The organism is Chryseobacterium sediminis, from assembly GCF_008386505.1.
Classification (GTDB): Bacteria; Bacteroidota; Bacteroidia; order Flavobacteriales; family Weeksellaceae; genus Chryseobacterium; species Chryseobacterium sediminis.
The window spans coordinates 1-18638 of record NZ_VUNZ01000006.1; the positions used below are offsets into that span (position 1 = coordinate 1).

At 36.7% G+C, this 18638-nt stretch carries 11 protein-coding genes; 9 read left to right on the plus strand and 2 right to left on the minus strand.

All coding sequences use genetic code 11. The annotated features are described in order from the left end of the window. The first annotated feature begins 172 nt into the window (after positions 1-172). The 8 genes from FW780_RS20970 to FW780_RS21005 all read left to right on the plus strand — a co-directional run bounded on the left by FW780_RS20970 (position 173) and on the right by FW780_RS21005 (position 10456). Positions 173-1495 (plus strand): sigma-54-dependent transcriptional regulator, encoded by a 1323-nt coding sequence (locus tag FW780_RS20970; RefSeq protein WP_149835550.1) that lies wholly within the window; start codon positions 173-175, stop codon positions 1493-1495. A 353-nt stretch (positions 1496-1848) separates the two neighbouring features. Next, positions 1849-1926 (plus strand): potassium-transporting ATPase subunit F, encoded by a 78-nt coding sequence (locus FW780_RS22785; RefSeq protein ID WP_077415921.1) that lies wholly within the window; start codon positions 1849-1851, stop codon positions 1924-1926. 6 nt (positions 1927-1932) lie between these two features. Continuing rightward, a complete protein-coding gene (gene kdpA, locus FW780_RS20980; RefSeq protein WP_149835551.1) occupies positions 1933-3627 on the plus strand; it encodes a potassium-transporting ATPase subunit KdpA in 1695 nt (564 codons plus the stop codon). A gap of 179 nt (positions 3628-3806) precedes the next feature. Continuing rightward, positions 3807-5846 (plus strand): potassium-transporting ATPase subunit KdpB, encoded by a 2040-nt coding sequence (gene kdpB, locus FW780_RS20985; RefSeq protein ID WP_149835552.1) that lies wholly within the window; start codon positions 3807-3809, stop codon positions 5844-5846. Between the two features lie 10 nt (positions 5847-5856). After that, positions 5857-6414: a potassium-transporting ATPase subunit KdpC gene (gene kdpC / locus FW780_RS20990; protein ID WP_149835553.1), complete on the plus strand. Its 558-nt coding sequence runs from the start codon at positions 5857-5859 to the stop codon at positions 6412-6414. Between the two features lie 68 nt (positions 6415-6482). Beyond that, a complete protein-coding gene (locus tag FW780_RS20995) occupies positions 6483-7568 on the plus strand; it encodes a porin (RefSeq protein WP_174774484.1) in 1086 nt (361 codons plus the stop codon). 57 nt (positions 7569-7625) lie between these two features. After that, complete coding sequence (locus tag FW780_RS21000; RefSeq protein WP_149835554.1) at positions 7626-8735, plus strand: sensor protein KdpD; 1110 nt, start codon at positions 7626-7628, stop codon at positions 8733-8735. Between the two features lie 5 nt (positions 8736-8740). Then, positions 8741-10456 (plus strand): ATP-binding protein, encoded by a 1716-nt coding sequence (locus FW780_RS21005; protein WP_149835555.1) that lies wholly within the window; start codon positions 8741-8743, stop codon positions 10454-10456. A 78-nt stretch (positions 10457-10534) separates the two neighbouring features. On the opposite strand, the gene FW780_RS21010 is transcribed toward FW780_RS21005, so the two are convergent. Together FW780_RS21010 and ligA are read right to left on the minus strand one after the other, a co-directional pair. Next, entirely contained in the window at positions 10535-13033 is a 2499-nt protein-coding gene (locus FW780_RS21010) for a DUF7619 domain-containing protein (RefSeq protein WP_149835556.1), read from the minus strand. A 98-nt stretch (positions 13034-13131) separates the two neighbouring features. After that, a complete protein-coding gene (ligA, locus tag FW780_RS21015; RefSeq protein WP_149835557.1) occupies positions 13132-15138 on the minus strand; it encodes an NAD-dependent DNA ligase LigA in 2007 nt (668 codons plus the stop codon). 324 nt (positions 15139-15462) lie between these two features. Here ligA and FW780_RS21020 point away from each other — a divergent pair, with 324 nt between their 5' ends. Continuing rightward, a complete protein-coding gene (locus FW780_RS21020) occupies positions 15463-18546 on the plus strand; it encodes a TonB-dependent receptor (protein WP_149835558.1) in 3084 nt (1027 codons plus the stop codon). Positions 18547-18638: the final 92 nt, after the last annotated feature.

The window sequence follows — 18638 nt, forward strand, 5'->3', positions numbered from 1 at the left end:
GGAGAGCCTTCGGCTTCGTTCAGGGTGAGAGCAAAGGCGTGAGGAGTATGAATGGATAGTAGGATTAAGCTCCTGAAATATGGACAGGTGTTCATTAAACTATTTCCTTATAAAGCCCCTTTTACTCGAATAAATTCAATAAGTTTGTATCAGTTTTCCAAAAATAATTACAATGTCAGGAAACATTCTGATCATCGATGATGAGATCAAACTCCTTAAGCTACTGGGAATGATCCTCTCCCAAGAAAATTTTAATGTAAAAGAAGCTTCTACAGCCCGTTCAGCGATGACTATGCTGGAGCAATATGAATTTGATGTTGTTTTAAGCGATGTCCGTCTGCCTGATGCTTTTGGAGTAGAATTGATAAAGTCTATTAAAAGTAAATATCCCCAATTGGAAATTATTCTGATGACTGCATTTGGAAATATCACGGACGCAGTACAGGCGATGAAGAATGGGGCGTATGACTATCTGGTGAAGGGAGATGATAATGAGAAAATTATCCCATTAGTATATAAAGCTCTTGATAAGGTAAAAGATAATAAATCAAGAATGGTGCAACCGACGGTCACTAAAGGATTTGACCAGATCATAGGTAAGTCGCCTTTAATTCTTCAGGCTAAGAAATTAGCTGAAAAAGTAGCTTTAACGGATGCCGCAGTGCTTCTTACAGGGGAAACTGGAACGGGTAAGGAAGTCTTTGCGAGTGCTATTCATGAAGGGAGTGACAGAAAGAAATACAGCTTTGTGGCAATCAATTGTTCGGCATTTAGTAAAGAGATTCTGGAAAGTGAGCTTTTTGGCCACAAACAAGGTGCTTTTACAGGAGCTATAAAGGATAAAAAGGGATTGATTGAAGAAGCTAATGGAGGAACTTTATTTTTGGATGAAATTGGTGAGATGCCCATAGAACTTCAGGCCAAGTTGCTTAGGGTTTTGGAAACCAGAGAATTTATAAAAATGGGTGAGACGAAAGTTTCAAAGTCTGATTTTAGATTGATCGCGGCTACCAACAGGGATCTGGAAGGCGAAATAAAACAGGGGAATTTTAGAGAAGACCTTTATTTCAGACTTAACGTCTTTGAGATCGCTCTTCCGGCATTAAGAGACAGAAAGGAAGATCTGAAGATACTTGCAAAGAACTTTATTGACCTTTTTTCTCATAAACTACACTTGTCCTCAATTCAGGTGAGCCCGGATTATTATAAAGCGCTGGATATCAATGACTGGAAGGGAAATATCCGTGAATTAAGAAATGCAGTAGAGCGAAGTTTAATTTTAATGGATAACAATATTCTTGATGCGGACAGCCTTCCTCATTATTCAGAAAAAGCTATTCCGGAAAGTGAATCGTTAAGTATGCGGTCACTGGAAAAAATACATATTCAGAAAGTATTACAATATACAAAAGGAAATAAAGCAGAAGCCGCCCGTTTGCTTGAGATTGGTATAGCAACGCTATACAGGAAACTGGAAGAATACGGATTAAAATAAATCTTTTATCATTTTAATAAAGAGCCTATCAAAATGATAGGCTTTTCTGTTTTTATATAGTTTTGATTTGTGTTTTAACTTGTTGTTTATCAGTGTTTTATTTGTTTTATTTCCAGAATGGACTTTCTTTTGGCATATAGTCTCTGAATAAAATATTTAAAAATGACAATTTCAAGAAAAACGTTTAAAAAACGGGAGCATTCAACTTTTAGTCTGCTGATTGTATCGTACGTATTACTGACTCTTTTAACTCTAATGATTAAGATATGATGCTTATAAGTTTAATTCTGCTTTTTGCAGTATTGTTTTGGCTTTTATATAAATCAGTTGAATTTTTTGATAGAATATAAATTATGTGGAGTTTATTTTTCCTCTCAATACTTGCCTTTGTGTATATCTGTTATGTTTTAATTAAACCTGAAAAATTTTAATTGGTCATGAGTACAGAAATTTTAGGCATTATAGCAATGTTTGCTATCACATTAGTTATCGGAATATTTTTAGGTAAATACATAGCTAATGTTTATGGATACAAAAAAACTTTTCTTGATCCGGTTTTTGAACCCATTGAAAAGTTAATTTATAAAATATCGGGAATTAATCCTGCCCGCCAGATGAATTGGAAACAGAATATGTATGCCATGTTGGCGATCAATCTAATATGGTTCATTATTGGTTTTCTGATTTTACTCAATCAATCATGGCTTCCTTTAAATCCTGACGGGAATCCGAATATGTCACCTGACCTGGCTTTTAATACCACCATTTCATTCTTAGTCAACTGTAATTTACAGCACTATTCGGGAGAAACGGGAGTAAGCTATCTGAGCCAGCTTTATCTGATGTTTTTGCAATTTGTAACGGCAGCAACAGGGATGGCAGCAATGGCAGTTCTTTTCAAGGCTTTTAAAGAAAAAACCAGTACTGAATTAGGTAATTTCTACGATTTTTTCACAAAATCAATGATCAGAATTTTGGTTCCTATAAGTGTGATTGTTGCTTTGATTCTCTCTATGAATGGAAGCCCAATGACATTTGAAGGAAAAGATCATATCATAACACTGGAAGGTCAGAAAGCTGATGTTTCCAGAGGCCCTGTATCTGCATTTGTTGCAATTAAACACTTAGGAACTAATGGAGGAGGATTTTTCGGAGCCAACTCAGCACATCCGCTTGAAAATCCTAATTATATTACCAATATGACAGAGATGGTCACTCAAATGATCATTCCGTTTGCATTGGTATTTGCACTGGGCTTTTATCTGAATAAAAGAAAACTTTCGTGGGTAATCTTTACTGTAATGACAGTTGGTTTCCTTGCTCTTACCATTCCGAATGTGGTGAATGAAACCGGTGGAAATCCTCTGATTACACAAATGGGAGCTGACAGCCACCTGGGAGCAATGGAAGGGAAAGAAATCCGCTTCGGGAGTGCTTCATCCGGTTATTGGAGTATTGCAACCACAGTTATTTCTACAGGATCTGTGAACTCTATGCATGACAGTACAATGCCTCTTTCGGGGATGAATGAGCTGCTTGCCATGATGATCAACTGCTTCTACGGGGGCTGCGGAGTCGGAATTCTGAACTATTTCATATTTATCATTCTTGCAGTATTCATCAGTGGTCTGATGGTGGGGAGAACCCCTGAATTTATGGGAAAAAAGATTGAAGCCAAAGAGATGAAAATTGCTATGATTGTGGCTTTATTCCATCCTTTCTTAATTCTTGCGGGAACAGCTTTAACGGCTTATTTACCGGAATTCGGAGCAAAAACATTGAACAATCCAGGTTTCCATGGTTTCAGCGAAATGCTGTACGAATTTACTTCTTCTGCCGCAAATAACGGATCCGGATTTGAAGGGCTGGGAGATAATACGCCATGGTGGAATATCTCAACGGGAATTGTTCTGTTATTATCAAGATTCATCCCGATTATAGGGCCGGTAGCGATTGCAGGATTATTGGCGCAAAAAAAATATATCCCTGAAAGTTCAGGAACACTGAAAACAGATACTGCTACTTTCGGTTTTATGACTCTGGCGGTGATTTTACTGATTGCAGCACTGTCTTTCTTCCCTGCATTGACATTAGGACCTATTGCAGAGCAGATTCAGTATTTCTCAAAATAAAAATGTGAACATTAAAAATTAAAATCAATATTCAACCATTAAGGAAGCCGAAAAAGTTAGAGGAAGCTAGTCTGACACTTACTGAAACGTTCACTTAATATTATCCATATCTATCCTCATTATCTGGCAGACCTTGATGGTTATTATTGATTTATAATGATATAAACTCTTTCAAAAAAATGAAAAATCAGTCACAAACATTGTTTCAAAGAGATTTGGTAAACGAAGCGATAAAACAGTCCTTCGTAAAGCTGAATCCGAAAATTATGTTTAAAAATCCAGTAATGTTCCTGGTGGAAATCGGAACTGTTGTCATGTTTATTGTAAGCATGTTCAGCCTTACTGGTGATAAAACTCAGGGAAGCTTTTCCTATAACTTTTTAGTATTTATTATTTTATTTTTCACGGTTTTGTTTGCCAACTTTGCAGAAGCTATTGCAGAGGCCAGAGGAAAAGCACAGGCTGATACCCTTAGAAAAACAAGGGAAGAAACTCCAGCCAAATTAGTGGTTGATAATAAACCAGGTTTTCAGGTAGAAACAATTCTGAAAATGTCTGCTGAAATGAAACTGGGCGATGTTTTTCTTTGTGAAGCCGGAGATCAGATCCCGATGGATGGTGAGATTATTGAAGGTCTTGCAACCATTGATGAGTCGGCAATTACCGGTGAAAGTGCCCCTGTAATCCGTGAATCCGGAGGAGACAAAAGTTCTGTAACAGGAGGTACAAAAGTTCTTTCAGACAGAATCAAAGTAAAAGTAACCACAAAACCGGGAGAATCTTTCCTGGATAAAATGATTGCTCTTGTAGAAGGAGCATCAAGACAGAAAACACCTAACGAAATCGCATTAACTATACTTCTGGCAGGATTTACGCTTACATTTATTATTGTTACCCTCACTTTAAAGCCATTTGCAGACTATGCGCAGACTCCGATTACTATTGCGGCATTTATATCTCTTTTCGTTTGTCTTATTCCGACAACAATCGGTGGTCTGCTTTCTGCAATCGGGATTGCGGGTATGGACAGAGCGCTGAGAGCCAATGTGATTACAAAAAGTGGTAAAGCTGTAGAAACTGCAGGAGATATTGATGTTCTGCTGCTTGATAAAACAGGAACTATCACTATCGGAAACCGTAAGGCAACCCAGTTTCATCCTGCGAACGGAATTCAGCTTGAGGAATTTATTAAAGCTTCAGCATTAAGTTCTGTTGCTGATGAAACACCGGAAGGAAAATCAATCATTGAACTGAGCGCTTTGAAATCCGAAGATTTACTGGTTGCCAATCCTGTTTATATTGATTTTACAGCGGAAACCAGAACTTCAGGGATTGATTTTGAAGAAACAAGAATCCGCAAAGGAGCTTATGATACCATAAAAAAACTGACTGAAAAAGCCGGGAATATCTTCCCGCAGGAAACTCAGGATGCGGTAACAAAAATTTCTGAAAACGGAGGAACTCCTTTAGTAGTTTCTGTGAATGAAAAAGTATGGGGCGTTATTGAGCTTCAGGATATCATCAAAACAGGAATCCAGGAGCGTTTCCAAAGACTGAGAAAAATGGGAGTGAAAACGGTGATGGTAACCGGAGATAACCCTCTGACTGCAAAATTTATTGCCGAAAAAGCAGGAGTAGACGATTTTATCGCTGAAGCTAAACCTGAAGATAAGATGAATTACATCAAAAAAGAACAGCAGGAAGGTAAGCTGGTGGCCATGATGGGTGACGGTACAAATGATGCTCCGGCATTAGCTCAGGCAGATGTAGGGGTAGCAATGAACAGCGGAACCCAAGCAGCAAAAGAAGCTGGTAACATGGTAGATCTAGATAATGATCCGACAAAACTGATCGAAATCGTAGAAATCGGAAAACAATTGCTGATGACAAGAGGAACATTGACAACTTTCAGTATTGCAAACGATGTTGCAAAGTATTTTGCCATTATTCCTGCGCTCTTTATCACTTTTATTCCTTCCCTTCAGAAGCTGAATATTATGAACCTTCACAGTCCGGAAACAGCCATATTATCAGCAGTTATTTTCAATGCGGTGATCATTCCGTTCCTGATTCCCTTGGCGTTGAAAGGAGTGGCTTATAAACCCATTGGTGCAAGTGCATTATTAAGAAGAAACCTTTTGATCTACGGTCTGGGCGGGGTAATTGTTCCATTCATCGGAATCAAAATTATTGATTTGATAATCAGTTTATTCTATTAAAATTAAAAAAATGAAAAATCATATTGTTTCAGCATTCAGATTAACTCTTGTAATGCTGGTGGTTACAGGTATTTATCTGGGGATTGTATATGGGGGGTCTAAAATACTTCCCAACAAAGGAAACGGAGAAATTGTTTATGATAAAGGGCAGAAGTTTTATGCCAATATCGGGCAGGAATTCAAATCTGAAAAATACTTCCATGGCCGCCCATCTTCAGTCAATTATAATGCAGCAGGAAGTGGTGGAAGCAACAAAGGTCCAAGTAATGAAGAATATTTGGAAACGGTTCAGAAAAGAATTGATACTTTAAAAATGAAAAATCCGGAAATGGGAAATACTAAAGTTCCTGTAGAACTTGTTACCGCAAGTGGAAGCGGTCTGGATCCGGACATCTCTCAGGAAGGAGCTTTGTACCAGGCAAAGAGAATTGCACAGGCAAGAAATCTTTCTGAAGAGCAAATCAAAAGCTTAATTAATCATCAAACTGAAAAGCCGTTGCTAGGACTTTTCGGACCATCAAAAGTAAATGTTCTGAAGCTTAATATCGCTTTGGATCAATTAAAATAATAAATTTAATAATCGATAATTGTGTCAAGGTTTTAAACCTTGGCATAATAACATACCTTAAAATAATCGTGAAAAAATATCTAGTTATAAGTGCATTATTAGGACTGTTTTTAGCAAAAGCGCAGTCATCAGATTCATTGAAAACAGACAATAAAGTTACATTTTCCGCCTACGCAGAATTGTTTTATACCTATGATTTTAATGAACCTGGCAATCATATTCGTCAAAACTTTTTGTACTCGTATAACAGGCATAATGAAATGAACCTCAATTTGGGTTTAGTTAAAGCTAATTATCAAAGTGAAAATATCCGTGCTAATGTTGCTTTAATGGCAGGAACCTACGCACAGGATAATATGGCCGCTGAACAAAATGCACTGCGCTATATAAATGAAGCTAATGTAGGAATCAAAATATCAAAAAATAAAAATTTATGGATTGATGCTGGGATTATGCCTTCTCATATTGGTTGGGAAAGTGCTATTGGAAAAGATAATATCAATCTAACCAGAAGTTTTGCAGCGGAAAATTCGCCCTATTTTGAAACCGGAGCAAAAATTTCTTATACCTCAGATAACGGGAAATGGTTTTTAAGCGGACTTGTACTGAACGGATGGCAGCGTATTGCCAAACCGGAAGGAAATCAGAGTATTTCTTTCGGACATCAGGTTACTTACAAACCAAATGATAAAATCACTCTGAACAGCAGTTCATTCATCGGAAATGATAAAGCAAAAGAAGATAAGAGAATGCGTTATTTTCATGATTTGTATGGAAGCTTTCAGCTGACAGATCAGTTTTCTGCAGTATTGGGATTTGATATCGGGGCAGAGCAGAAATCAAAAGGAAGCGAACAGTATAATATATGGTACAGCCCAAATATTCTCATGAAATATCAGTTTGACAACAAGTGGGCGCTGGCAGGAAGATTAGAATATTACAATGATAAAAATGGTGTTATTATCAATACCGGAACTCCTAACGGATTTCAGACTTTCGGATATTCCCTCAACGTAGATTATGCGATCTTTAAAAATGTGGTTTTCCGTACAGAGGCAAGAAGTTTTACGGCTAAAGATGCCATTTTTGCGAAAAATGATGAATTTAAAAAAGGAAATTTCTTCATTACAACAAGTCTTGCAGCCTGGTTTTAAAAATCAGCTTAACCACAGTTGAACGTGTTTAAAGTAAAATTAAAAAGAATAAAATCAATGTCATCAGCAAAAGATTTTTTAGAACTTATTCAAAAGTCCCGTAAAGGAAAATTCAAAATTTATATTGGGATGAGTGCAGGCGTAGGGAAGACTTTCCGTATGCTTCAGGAAGCACAATCTCTTTTGCGAAATGGCATTGATGTAAAGATTGGCTATGTTGAAACCCACGGGAGGGAAGAAACGGTAGCTCTTGTAGAAGATCTCCCTGAAATTGAAAGGAAATCAGTTTTTTATAAAGGAAAGAACCTTGAGGAAATGAATCTTCAGGCTATTATTAATGAACATCCTGAGGTAGTTTTGGTAGACGAACTGGCCCATACCAATGTAGAAGGTTCCAAAAATAAAAAAAGATGGCAGGACGTACTGGAAATCCTTGATAACGGAATCAACGTTATCAGTGCCATGAACATCCAGCACATCGAAAGTTTAAATGAAGAGGTAAAAAAAATCACAGGAGTAGAAGTAGCAGAGCGTGTCCCGGATAAAATACTGGCACTCGCAGATGAAGTGGTGAACATTGACCTTACCGCTGATGAACTGCTGACACGATTAAAAGAAGGAAAGATCTATAAAAAAGAAAAAATTCAGACCGCGCTCAGCAATTTTTTCCAGAGCGGACATATTCTTCAGCTTCGTGAGCTGGCTTTGAAAGAAGTGGCCACCCACGTAGAAAGGAAGGTGGAAACAGAGATCAAAACCGAAAATTTTAAACCGATAAAATTCCTGGCCTGCATCAGTAGTAATGAGAAAATTGCCAAAAACATTATCCGTAAAACAGCAAGATTAGCCAGTTATTATAACAGTCCATGGACTGTTTTATACATTCAGAAGCCTTCCGAAAATCCAGAAAAAATAGCACTGGATAAACAGCGGTATTTGATTAATAATTTTAATTTAGCACAGGAATTAGGAGCTAAAGTAGTCCGGATCAAAGAAAGCAGTGTTCACAACGGAATTCTTGAGTATGTGATTGCCCATAATATCACAACGGTCTGCATTGGAAAACCTCACGCCAGTTTCTGGCAGCGGCTGTTGGGGTACAGCTGGATTTATACCCTTATGAACAGGCTGAATGAAAAACAGATAGATATTATTATTTTATCTTAAAAATAATGAAACTTAAAACGAAACTTACCTTAGGTGTTGGCCTTTTATTTCTGCTGATTGTTCTGCTTTCAGTGATAGGTTCTGTATACATTAATAAATTAAAATCCGATACTGAAAAAATTCTTACGGCCAATTACAACAGTCTGGAGTTTTCCAAAAATATGCTTCTGGCACTGGATAATATCAGTACAGACAGCACCGTTGCGGTGGCAGATTTCCAGAAAAATAATAAGCTGCAAGAAAAAAATCTTACAGAATTTGGAGAAAAAGAAGCCACTCAGAACCTGAATCTTCATTTCAACAGCTATCTGAAAGCTCCGGATATTAATAAAGAAAAACTAATCCGTGAAGATCTCGCCAAGATTATGTCCTTAAATATGAAAGGTATAGAACGGAAGAGTGATATCGCCATCATTACAGCCGAAAATGCCACTTTCTGGATCGTAAGTTTAGGAACCGTTTGTTTTCTGATCGCTTTTATATTGCTTTTCAATTTGCCCCAAACTATTGCAGAGCCCATCAATCAGCTTACCTTCAGTATCAAACAGATTGCTGATAAAAACTATAATGAGAGGGTTCATTTTAAAGGAAGTGAAGAATTCAGCAGCCTGGCAGAATCCTTCAATAGTATGGCGGAGAAACTTCAGGAGTACGAAAGTAGTACACTCTCCAAGCAATTGATGGATAAAAAACGGATCGAAACGTTGGTGAATAATATGCATGATGCTGTGATTGGTTTGGATGAGAATCATTTTATTTACATGATCAATGATGAAGCATTGAAGATCACCAATCTCCACAAAGAAGAAATTATCGGGAAAACTGCCCATGAGGTAGCCATCAACAATGATCTGATGCGTGAATTGCTGAAAAATATAGATCATCCGGTAAAAGATCCTATCAAGATTGTTCGGGATAACAAGGAAAATTATTTTGAACAGGATATTATTCCTATCAATATTGTGAAAACAGGTGAAAAGGAGAAAAAATATATCGGAAAGGTAATTTTGCTAAGAAATATTACCCCTTTTAAAGAACTGGATTTTGCTAAAACCAATTTTATTGCAACAATTTCCCATGAACTGAAAACTCCTATTTCTGCGATCAAAATGGGTGTACAGCTCCTTGGAAATCAAAAATTCGGAGAACTGAACGAACAACAGCAGGAATTGCTGAAAAGTATCAATGAAGACGGACAGCGGTTACTGGACATCACAGGTGAATTGCTTAATCTTTCTCAGGTAGAATCCGGAAATATCAGACTGACTATAGAAAAATGTTCCCCTAAAGAAATTGTACAGACTGCTGTAAAAAATGTTGAAAAGCTTGCCGAACAGAAAAATATCTCCATTACTACAGAATATCTTTTGGAAGATAGTGATGCCGTGACAGCAGATTTTGATAAAACAGTCTGGGTGATGAATAACTTCCTTACCAATGCTGTGAAACATTCTTTTCAGGATGAAAATATTCAGATTGTGGTAGAAAAGCTGAATTCATTTATTCAATTCAGTATTATTGATACCGGAAGCGGAATTGATGAAAAATACCACCGCCAGATTTTTGACCGTTATTTTCAGGTTCCCGGAGAACATCAGAACGGAACAGGGCTAGGATTAGCAATCTCAAAGAATTTTATCGAAAAACAACATGGAGAAATAGGAGTGAAAAGTTCTTTGAATAATGGGAGTACTTTTTACTTCAGACTGCCAGTTTCATAAGTATTATTTTACATTTGCGATAAAAATAAAAAGGCTGCGAATAATTTTCACAGCCTTTTATTATAACATTTTGTAAGCTTAATTCTTAATAAACTTCTGTACAATTACTTTGTCTTTTATAAAGGCTTTGAGAATATAGTTTCCTTTAGAAAGTTCAGAAACAGGAATTGAGTTTCCAGTTACATTTAATGAGCTGATAATTCTTCCTGCCGCATCATAGATTTCAACTTTTACAATTTCATTTTTTGATTGAATATTTAAAATATCCCTTACCGGATTTGGATAAACAGCAATAATAGTGTTTTCCTTATTGGTTTCTGCTGTAGCTAACACATTTTGAACGCTTGTTGTGTAAGTATTGGTTACAATAGGGTGGTTGTAATCAAAATAGATTCTCGCAGTATTGCTGAAGCTGTCCCCAAGATTTAAGGTGGATTTTGTTTTGATTTTAAACGAAACATATCCGTCATTATTCGCATCATCAAAAGGAAGCTGAATATTTTCAAAGATAAATTCTACAGTATTCGGATTGGTAATTCTTGTTGCGAAATTATGACTTCCGTTCAACGCAACCAAGCTTGATATATCAAATTTAGAAGTATCAATAATATCTTTTACAACAATATTCTGTGCATTTGCAGTTCCTGTATTTTCAAACCTGATCAGGTAATGTACATAATCTCCAACCTGCGTTTGCGCAATAATAGTTCCTTCCAGACAAGTCTTATCATTTGGATCAAAAGAATTGACAGCCGCTTGGTTTAATGTAAAATTATTGTCAGCAGGTGTTTCATCAGTAGCTCCATTGATTTGTGCCGTGTAATGCAGAATATCTCCGCTATTTACCGGTGGAGTTTGAGTTGGTGTATTCAATTTCAGTGTTACAGTAATTTCTCTGGTTTCCAAAGGGAGAAGATTGTTGAAGTTCCATGTTAAAATGCCTGTAGATTGTGTATTTGGAGCCACTGTTGCATTCAGAAAGTTCAGAAGGTTATCATCGAAATTGAAAACAATATTTCCTGATTGAGAAACTGTTCCTTTATTTTTGTAAACAATTTTATATTTTGTATTAAATCCTGGAATGGCAGGTGTAGTAGGAATTATAAGGATTTCAAGATCATGGTGAATTCCGTTGGGAGCTAAACAGAAATTTTGGGTTAGAGGACTTGTTTGTGCGGGAAAATTTACAGTCAAAGTACTCGGAGATATTGTCCAATAGGCTGGATTTTCTGAAATAGGGGTAATCGTATGAGTACCAGTCTGTAAAGGAATAGAATAATTCCCTGACGAATCAGCGATCATACTTCCTGTGGCAGATCCACTTGTAATCGAAAATTTTTGGAACGATTTGTTAACATCATTGGAGTCACAGCCATTGTTGTTAATATCATATTTTGTATTACCAATAACTTTATAGTAAGTACCGCCGGGTGTGAATGAACAGTAAGAATTCAAATTGATATTGTTGAGTGAATAAGACGTTAGGTAATTACTAATCGCTGCGAAATCACCATCATCACAGCAAATATATTTAAGATTAGGATTGTTATTATTAATATGAAACCAGGATGTAACATTCAATACAGTTCCTCCGCTTTTCAGATTAATGTTTTTTAGAAGTGGATTGTCATAGATCGTTATATTTTCCAATAAAGGATTCATACTTAAATCCAACGTTGTAAGATTATTATTTAAAGTACTAAACTGTCTTAAAGCAGGAAAAATTGAAAGGTCTATAGCTGTTAAACCTGTAGATTGTAAACCAAGAGATTCTATGTTTGTCGTGTTATTGAAAGATAATGTTGAGATAGGGCTTTGTGAAAAATAAACTGTGTCTAAATTTTGTAAATTATGTAATTGAAGTGTTGTTAAAGAATTACAATTATAAATTCCCAAATTATTCAGATTTGTACAACCAGTTAAATTAATATTATTGGTTGAAGAGCTGTTTCTTATTTGAAGCCATTCCAAAGCACTCATATTACTAAAATCTAAAGATTGAATATTAGTTTTATTGATCTCCAAAGATTTCAGATTAGGACAAAGGCTAAGATTAAGGCTATTGATGGGTTGAGTAGAATTTAAATTGCTGATATATAAAGTTTTCAATGAATTGCTCTGCAGGTTGTAGTTCATAATACTATTATTTTCAGAGGTCATCGTTACCAAAGATGTACAACCTGCAATATTAAGAGACATTAATTGCGGATTCGTAGTTACTGACAGAGCAATGAGGCTCGTCATATTACTTAAGTCAACAGCAGAAACAGAAGTTCCGAATAAATAAAGCTCCGTTAAATTGGTAAAGCTTTTAATCCCTTCTATTGATTGAATATTGGCTCTGTTTGCATAATAAAGATCAGACAGTTTTACAACATTATTAGCTTCACTTTGCTGTATGATGCCATCATTATTAGTATCAACGGGAATACTGATTCCATATTGATCTTTTGCATAGCCATTGCTGTAATTCGCTGTTAGCAAAAAGTTCTTAAAAGCTGCATCAGGAATATTCACAATTTGCGCCTGAAACACCGCAAAAATCATCATAGAAACGATGAAGTAGATTTTTTTCATGTATTATTAGTTTGTAGTTATTGCTAAGATTTAAAAACAAAAATAAACCATTGAAATTGAATCTCAATGGTTTATATAATAAATATTTTTCTTGAAAATTATTGCTTCTCGATCAGATCCAGAAACTGCTGCTCATCCAAAATAGTAATCGTTCCGATATCCTGAGCTTTTTTCAGTTTACTTCCGGCTTTTTCACCTACCACAAGATAGTTGAGGTTCTTGGATACTGCAGAAATATTTTTTCCGCCATGTTTTTCTACCATTTCTTCAGCTGATTCTCTGGTAAATAAGGACAGTTTTCCGGTGAATAGGAATGTTTTTCCTTCCAGAACGTTGGATAAAACTTCATTCGTATTTTCTCCCTTTTCAAGCTGTACTCCGTAAGATTTTAAACGCTCAATCATCAATACGTTTTCAGAATTCTGGAAGAAATCCACTATACTTACAGCAATCTTAGCCCCGATATCTTCTACCTGACAAAGTTCCTCCACAGTAGCATTCTTTAATTCTTCAATCGTTGGGAAGTTTTTGACCAGTTTCTTGGCAACCGTTTCCCCCACATGTTTGATCCCGATTCCGTACAGTACTTTTTCAAAAGGAATTTCTTTGGATTTCTCAATTCCTGAGATGATATTCTGAGCAGATTTCTCAGCCATTCTTTCCAACGGAAGAAGCTGCTCTTTTGTCAAAACATAAAAATCTGCAGGATTTTCAATTAGTTTTTCCCTGTAAAGCTGTTCAATAGTTTCACTTCCCAGATTATCAATATTCAAAGCTTTTCTGGAAACATAGTGAATCATTCTTCCAACCACCTGTGGCGGGCAGTGAAGTTCGTTCGGACAGAAATGAATGGCCTGATCTTCGATCTTTACCAGTTCAGTTCCACATTCAGGGCAGTGCTTGATATATTCTATTTCTTTGCTTTCTTCAGTTCTTTTATCTGTGTTTACGCCTACAATTTTTGGAATAATTTCACCTCCTTTTTCTACATATACGAAATCATGCTCATGAAGATCCAGTTTTTTAATGATATCCTCATTATGCAATGAAGCTCTTTTTACAATAGTTCCGGCCAGTAAAACAGGTTTAAGATTAGCAACAGGAGTAATGGCACCCGTTCTTCCCACCTGATAAGATACGCTTTGAAGCTCTGTCTCTACTTTTTCTGCTTTAAATTTATAAGCCATTGCCCAACGCGGAGATTTAGCCGTATATCCAAGCTGTCTCTGCTGCTGTAATGAATTCACTTTTAAAACGATACCGTCAATTTCAAAAGGCAGATTGTGACGTTCCGTATCCCAGAATGTGATAAATTCCTTTACCTCATCCAGCGTTCTGCACAATTTTGCCTGCTGAGACGTTTTGAAACCCCAGCTCTGTGCTTTCTGAAGAAGTTCCCAATGGGTCTCAGCAGGAATATCTTCAGAGATGAACTGATACAGTACCGAAGAAAGTCCACGTTTTCTCACTTCAGCGCTATCCTGCATTTTCAAACTTCCGCTGGCTGTATTTCTTGGATTCATGAAAGGATCAAGGCCTTCTTCCTCACGAAGCTTATTGATTTTATCAAAGTTTTTTCTTGTTAGATAAATTTCTCCACGCATAAAAAATTGTGCCGGGAAATCGCCCTTTAATGTCAAAGGAATATCTGAAATGGTACGTACATTCGGGGTAATTTCGTCTCCCTGAAAACCGTCACCACGGGTAACTGCCTGTGAAAGTTTTCCGTTTTCATAAAGAATAGAAATGGATGCACCGTCATATTTTAGCTCAGCAACGAATTCTACAGGATCTTCAATAGTTTTGATAATTCTTTTTTCCCAGTCTTCAAGATCGTCAAAATCATAAGAATTGTCCAGAGAGTACATCCTGAACTTATGCTGGATTGTAGGGAAAACCTTGGTAACACCACCTCCTACACGTACCGTAGGCGAGTTCTCATCATAAAATTCCGGATACTTTGCCTCCAGATCCTGAAGTTCCTGCAGAAGCATGTCGAATTCAAAATCCGTAATGGTGGGAGTATCCAGTTGATAATAGTTTTCGTTATGCTGGTGAAGCTCTTTGCGGAGCTGTTCTATCTTTTGTTGAATGTTTTCAGACATTGGGTTTCTATCTTTTGAGCAAAAATAACTAAAGTAATTGCATTTAAAAAATAACAGAATTAAATAATACAGGAAAATTAAAAATACGTAATATGTCTTAACAACCTGGTTTTGCAGGAAATAAAACATGTGTTTAAAGTAATTTAACACAACGTTCTGATTTAATTAAAAAAATGTTAAAACTTTCTTAAACACCCTGCCCTCAAAGTCAAAATACCTTTGCACATCTGATTGAAAGAAACCTCAACATTATCTATTAACATGAAAATCAAAGAGGTTTCCTGTCGAATATCAAAAAATTAATCATAAAGATCTTCGGAAGAAATGAAAAAAGTAAAGATTGTATTGGGATTATTGTTTTTAGGGCTTGGGACAATGGCGTATGCACAGACCACGCAGGCTTCTATTGTAGGGAAAGTTACCGGACCGGGAAGTACGGCTCAGGAAAAAGTGAAAGTAACCATCGTAAATGAATCTACAGGGTTCAAAACGGAAACGGAAACCAACTCAAAAGGAGAATATATTTTCAAGGAAATTCCTCTTGGTGGGCCTTATACAGTGATTGTAAATGATGATAAAAAAGAAGGTTACAATGTAAACTTTGGAGATCAGGTTACTGTAAATATGGATCTTGGGAACGAAAAGACCATTGAAGAAGTAAAGATTACCGGAAACCTTAAAAACAAGATCGGAAACCTTGGAGCAGCTACCGCAATTTCTGCTAAAAACATCAGTATGCTTCCGGTAAACGGACGAAACTTTACCAACCTTGCTGAACTATCACCATTGAGCGGAAAAGGAGGAAACCTTTCCGGGCAGTTAGGGTCTTCCACGAACTTTACCATTGATGGTATGACAGCCAAAAACCCTACTTCTGCAGGAGCTACTACCAGCCGAAGCGGTGCCCCTTTCTCAATCTCTATTGAAGCGGTGCGTGAATTCAAAATTACTACCAACCAATATGATGTGACATTGGGAAGAAGTGGAGGAGGAACCGTAAGTGCCGTTACCAAATCAGGAACCAATAGATTTTCCGGAAGTGCCTGGGAATATTTAAGAACGAACTGGCTTTCCAGCCCATACGATATCAGAGGAAACAAAAGAGATAATGATTTCTCTACTTCCCAGTTCGGATTTTCATTGGGAGGTCCCATTATTAAAAACAAGTTGCATTTCTTCGTAGCGTGGGATCACCAGCTGGATTCAAGACCTTTGATCATTGCCGATATCAAATCTCCGGATGATGAGAAGAGATTCAATACAACAACGCAGACGCTAAATCAGTTTGTGGATATTGCAAGAGCAAAATATGGAGTAGGAAGCGGTCCTCAGTTTGGAAGTTTTGACAAAGTGAGAAATTCGGATGCGGGATTTTTACGTCTTGACTGGCAGATCAATGAAAAGAACTTATTGACACTGAGAAATAATTTTACTTACGACCTTAATAAAAATGGTCTTGGCGATAATACCAATATCAATTTCTTTGAATCTTACGGAAACGACAAAAACCTTGATAACAGTTTATTGTTAACCTTAAGATCAAACCTGCAGCCTAATTTAACCAATGAATTAAAGGCACAGTATCTTTATACTTTCCAGGACAGTTACCAGAATAATCAATTAGGAAAACCTGTTCCGAGAGCTATTGTTGAAGGAGTTGCTTCAAGTGCAGGATCTACGAATATCCAGATCGGAGGACATCGTTTTGCACAGGAAAGTTTTAGAAATAATGTATTCCAGATTGTAGACAACTTATATTACAATACAGATAAAGTAAAATATACTTTCGGAGCTGATTTGATGTATACAACGGCAAAATCTGTGTACGGAAGTGAGGTGAACGGAAGATTCCACTTCCAGGGAATGGGTAATTTCGATGCAATGACTCCTTACCGATTCTACAGAGAAGTTCCTTTGATGGAAGATCCGTCTGTAAGATCAAATATCTGGAATCTCGGTGTTTATGGGCAGTTTCAGATGAAAGTGGCAAAAGGTCTTGATTTAATGGCCGGTTTAAGATTAGACTACGGAGGTTATCCTAAAGCAGAATTCAATCAGAAACTGTTTGATGAAATGGGAATCAGGACCGATAATCAGATCAAATCATTTGTAATTCAGCCAAGATTTCAGTTTGACTGGAATATCAATGAAGGAAATAAGGACTTCCTTAAGTTCGGTGCCGGAATTTTCTCTTCGGATATCAACAATTATATGATCATCAACAACCTTGTATTCGATGGAAAACACCTTGCTACAGTGGATGTAACGGGTAAAGATGTTCCGTTCCCGGATTTTAACAGTTATAGAAATGACTATAATTTGGTTCCTTCTCTTTCTCAGTATCAGATCCCAACCATCAACTATACCGGTAAAGATGCAAAAATTCCAATCGTTTATAAAGCGAATATCTCTTATACCCATTTCTTCAATGAAAGATTCAGAGCCGGAATCGCAGGATATATGGCTTTAGGTAGAAATAATTACTATTACTACGATAGAAATATGGTCGCCAATCCTTTCTTTACATTGGCTAATGAAGGAGGAAGAGGCGTATTTATTCCTACAGGTGCTATTACCAATAATGCCAATAACAGTGTAAGTTTTGACTGGAAACAGGGAAGAATCAATAATAATTTCGGAAGAGTATTAGAGTTGGTAAGTGATGGTAAAGTAAACCAGTTTTCCTTTGTGATAGATACAAGTTACCGTTACTGGAAAGATGGAGAAATCACCGCAAGTTATACATGGTCTGACATCAAAGACAATACTTCCTACAACGGAAACGTAGCAAACTCTGCAACATTATCTACCATGATTCAGAGTGACCCGAGAGATTTAAGAATGACTTATTCTGACAACCAGTTCCGTAATAAAGTAGTTATTTATGGGAACTCGCCAACGATTGCCGGATTTACCTTAGGAATAAGATATTCAGGAATTGGAGGAACCCGTTTCTCTGCAACAACAGGAGGAAATATCAATGGTGACTTCGTAGACTCCAACGACCTTGCTTTTATCTTCCCGAATCTTACCAAATCTATTTTGGATGATCCTCAGGTAGGGCAGGCTCTGAAAGATTATATCAACGAATATAACGGAAAAATTGCAGAACGTAACGGAGGTAAAAACGGTTTCTATGGGGTTTGGGATGTGCGTGTTGCCAAAAAAATAAAATTTGATAAAGTAGGAGCTTTTGAACTTTCTGTAGATATCTTCAATGTGGCGAACCTGCTTAATAAAGAATGGGGGGTAAACAACTCCTATGGAAATACCTCTCTGTATAAAGTAACCAAATTTAATAAGGATACTATGCAGTATGAATATGCCAAAAACGTAAGTGGAGGTGGTTTGGTTCCTATGTCAGGAAATCCATACCAGATTCAGATTGGTGCGAAGTATTCCTTCTAATAATTATCATTTTTAATCACTGAAGACATAAAAGAAATTTAAACGATTCCTATCAATATTAGTTTAAAATCTTTTATGTCTTTGTGGTTTCC

Bases quoted from the DNA above. Each gene is read 5' to 3' on its own strand.
- FW780_RS21010 (WP_149835556.1), bottom strand. From the start codon at position 13,033: ATGAAAAAAATCTACTTCATCGTTTCTATGATGATTTTTGCGGTGTTT.
- FW780_RS21000 (WP_149835554.1), top strand. From the start codon at position 7,626: ATGTCATCAGCAAAAGATTTTTTAGAACTTATTCAAAAGTCCCGTAAA.
- FW780_RS21005 (WP_149835555.1), top strand. From the start codon at position 8,741: ATGAAACTTAAAACGAAACTTACCTTAGGTGTTGGCCTTTTATTTCTG.
- kdpC (WP_149835553.1), top strand. From the start codon at position 5,857: ATGAAAAATCATATTGTTTCAGCATTCAGATTAACTCTTGTAATGCTG.
- kdpA (WP_149835551.1), top strand. From the start codon at position 1,933: ATGAGTACAGAAATTTTAGGCATTATAGCAATGTTTGCTATCACATTA.
- FW780_RS21020 (WP_149835558.1), top strand. From the start codon at position 15,463: ATGAAAAAAGTAAAGATTGTATTGGGATTATTGTTTTTAGGGCTTGGG.
- kdpB (WP_149835552.1), top strand. From the start codon at position 3,807: ATGAAAAATCAGTCACAAACATTGTTTCAAAGAGATTTGGTAAACGAA.
- FW780_RS20970 (WP_149835550.1), top strand. From the start codon at position 173: ATGTCAGGAAACATTCTGATCATCGATGATGAGATCAAACTCCTTAAG.
- ligA (WP_149835557.1), bottom strand. From the start codon at position 15,138: ATGTCTGAAAACATTCAACAAAAGATAGAACAGCTCCGCAAAGAGCTT.
- FW780_RS22785 (WP_077415921.1), top strand. From the start codon at position 1,849: ATGTGGAGTTTATTTTTCCTCTCAATACTTGCCTTTGTGTATATCTGT.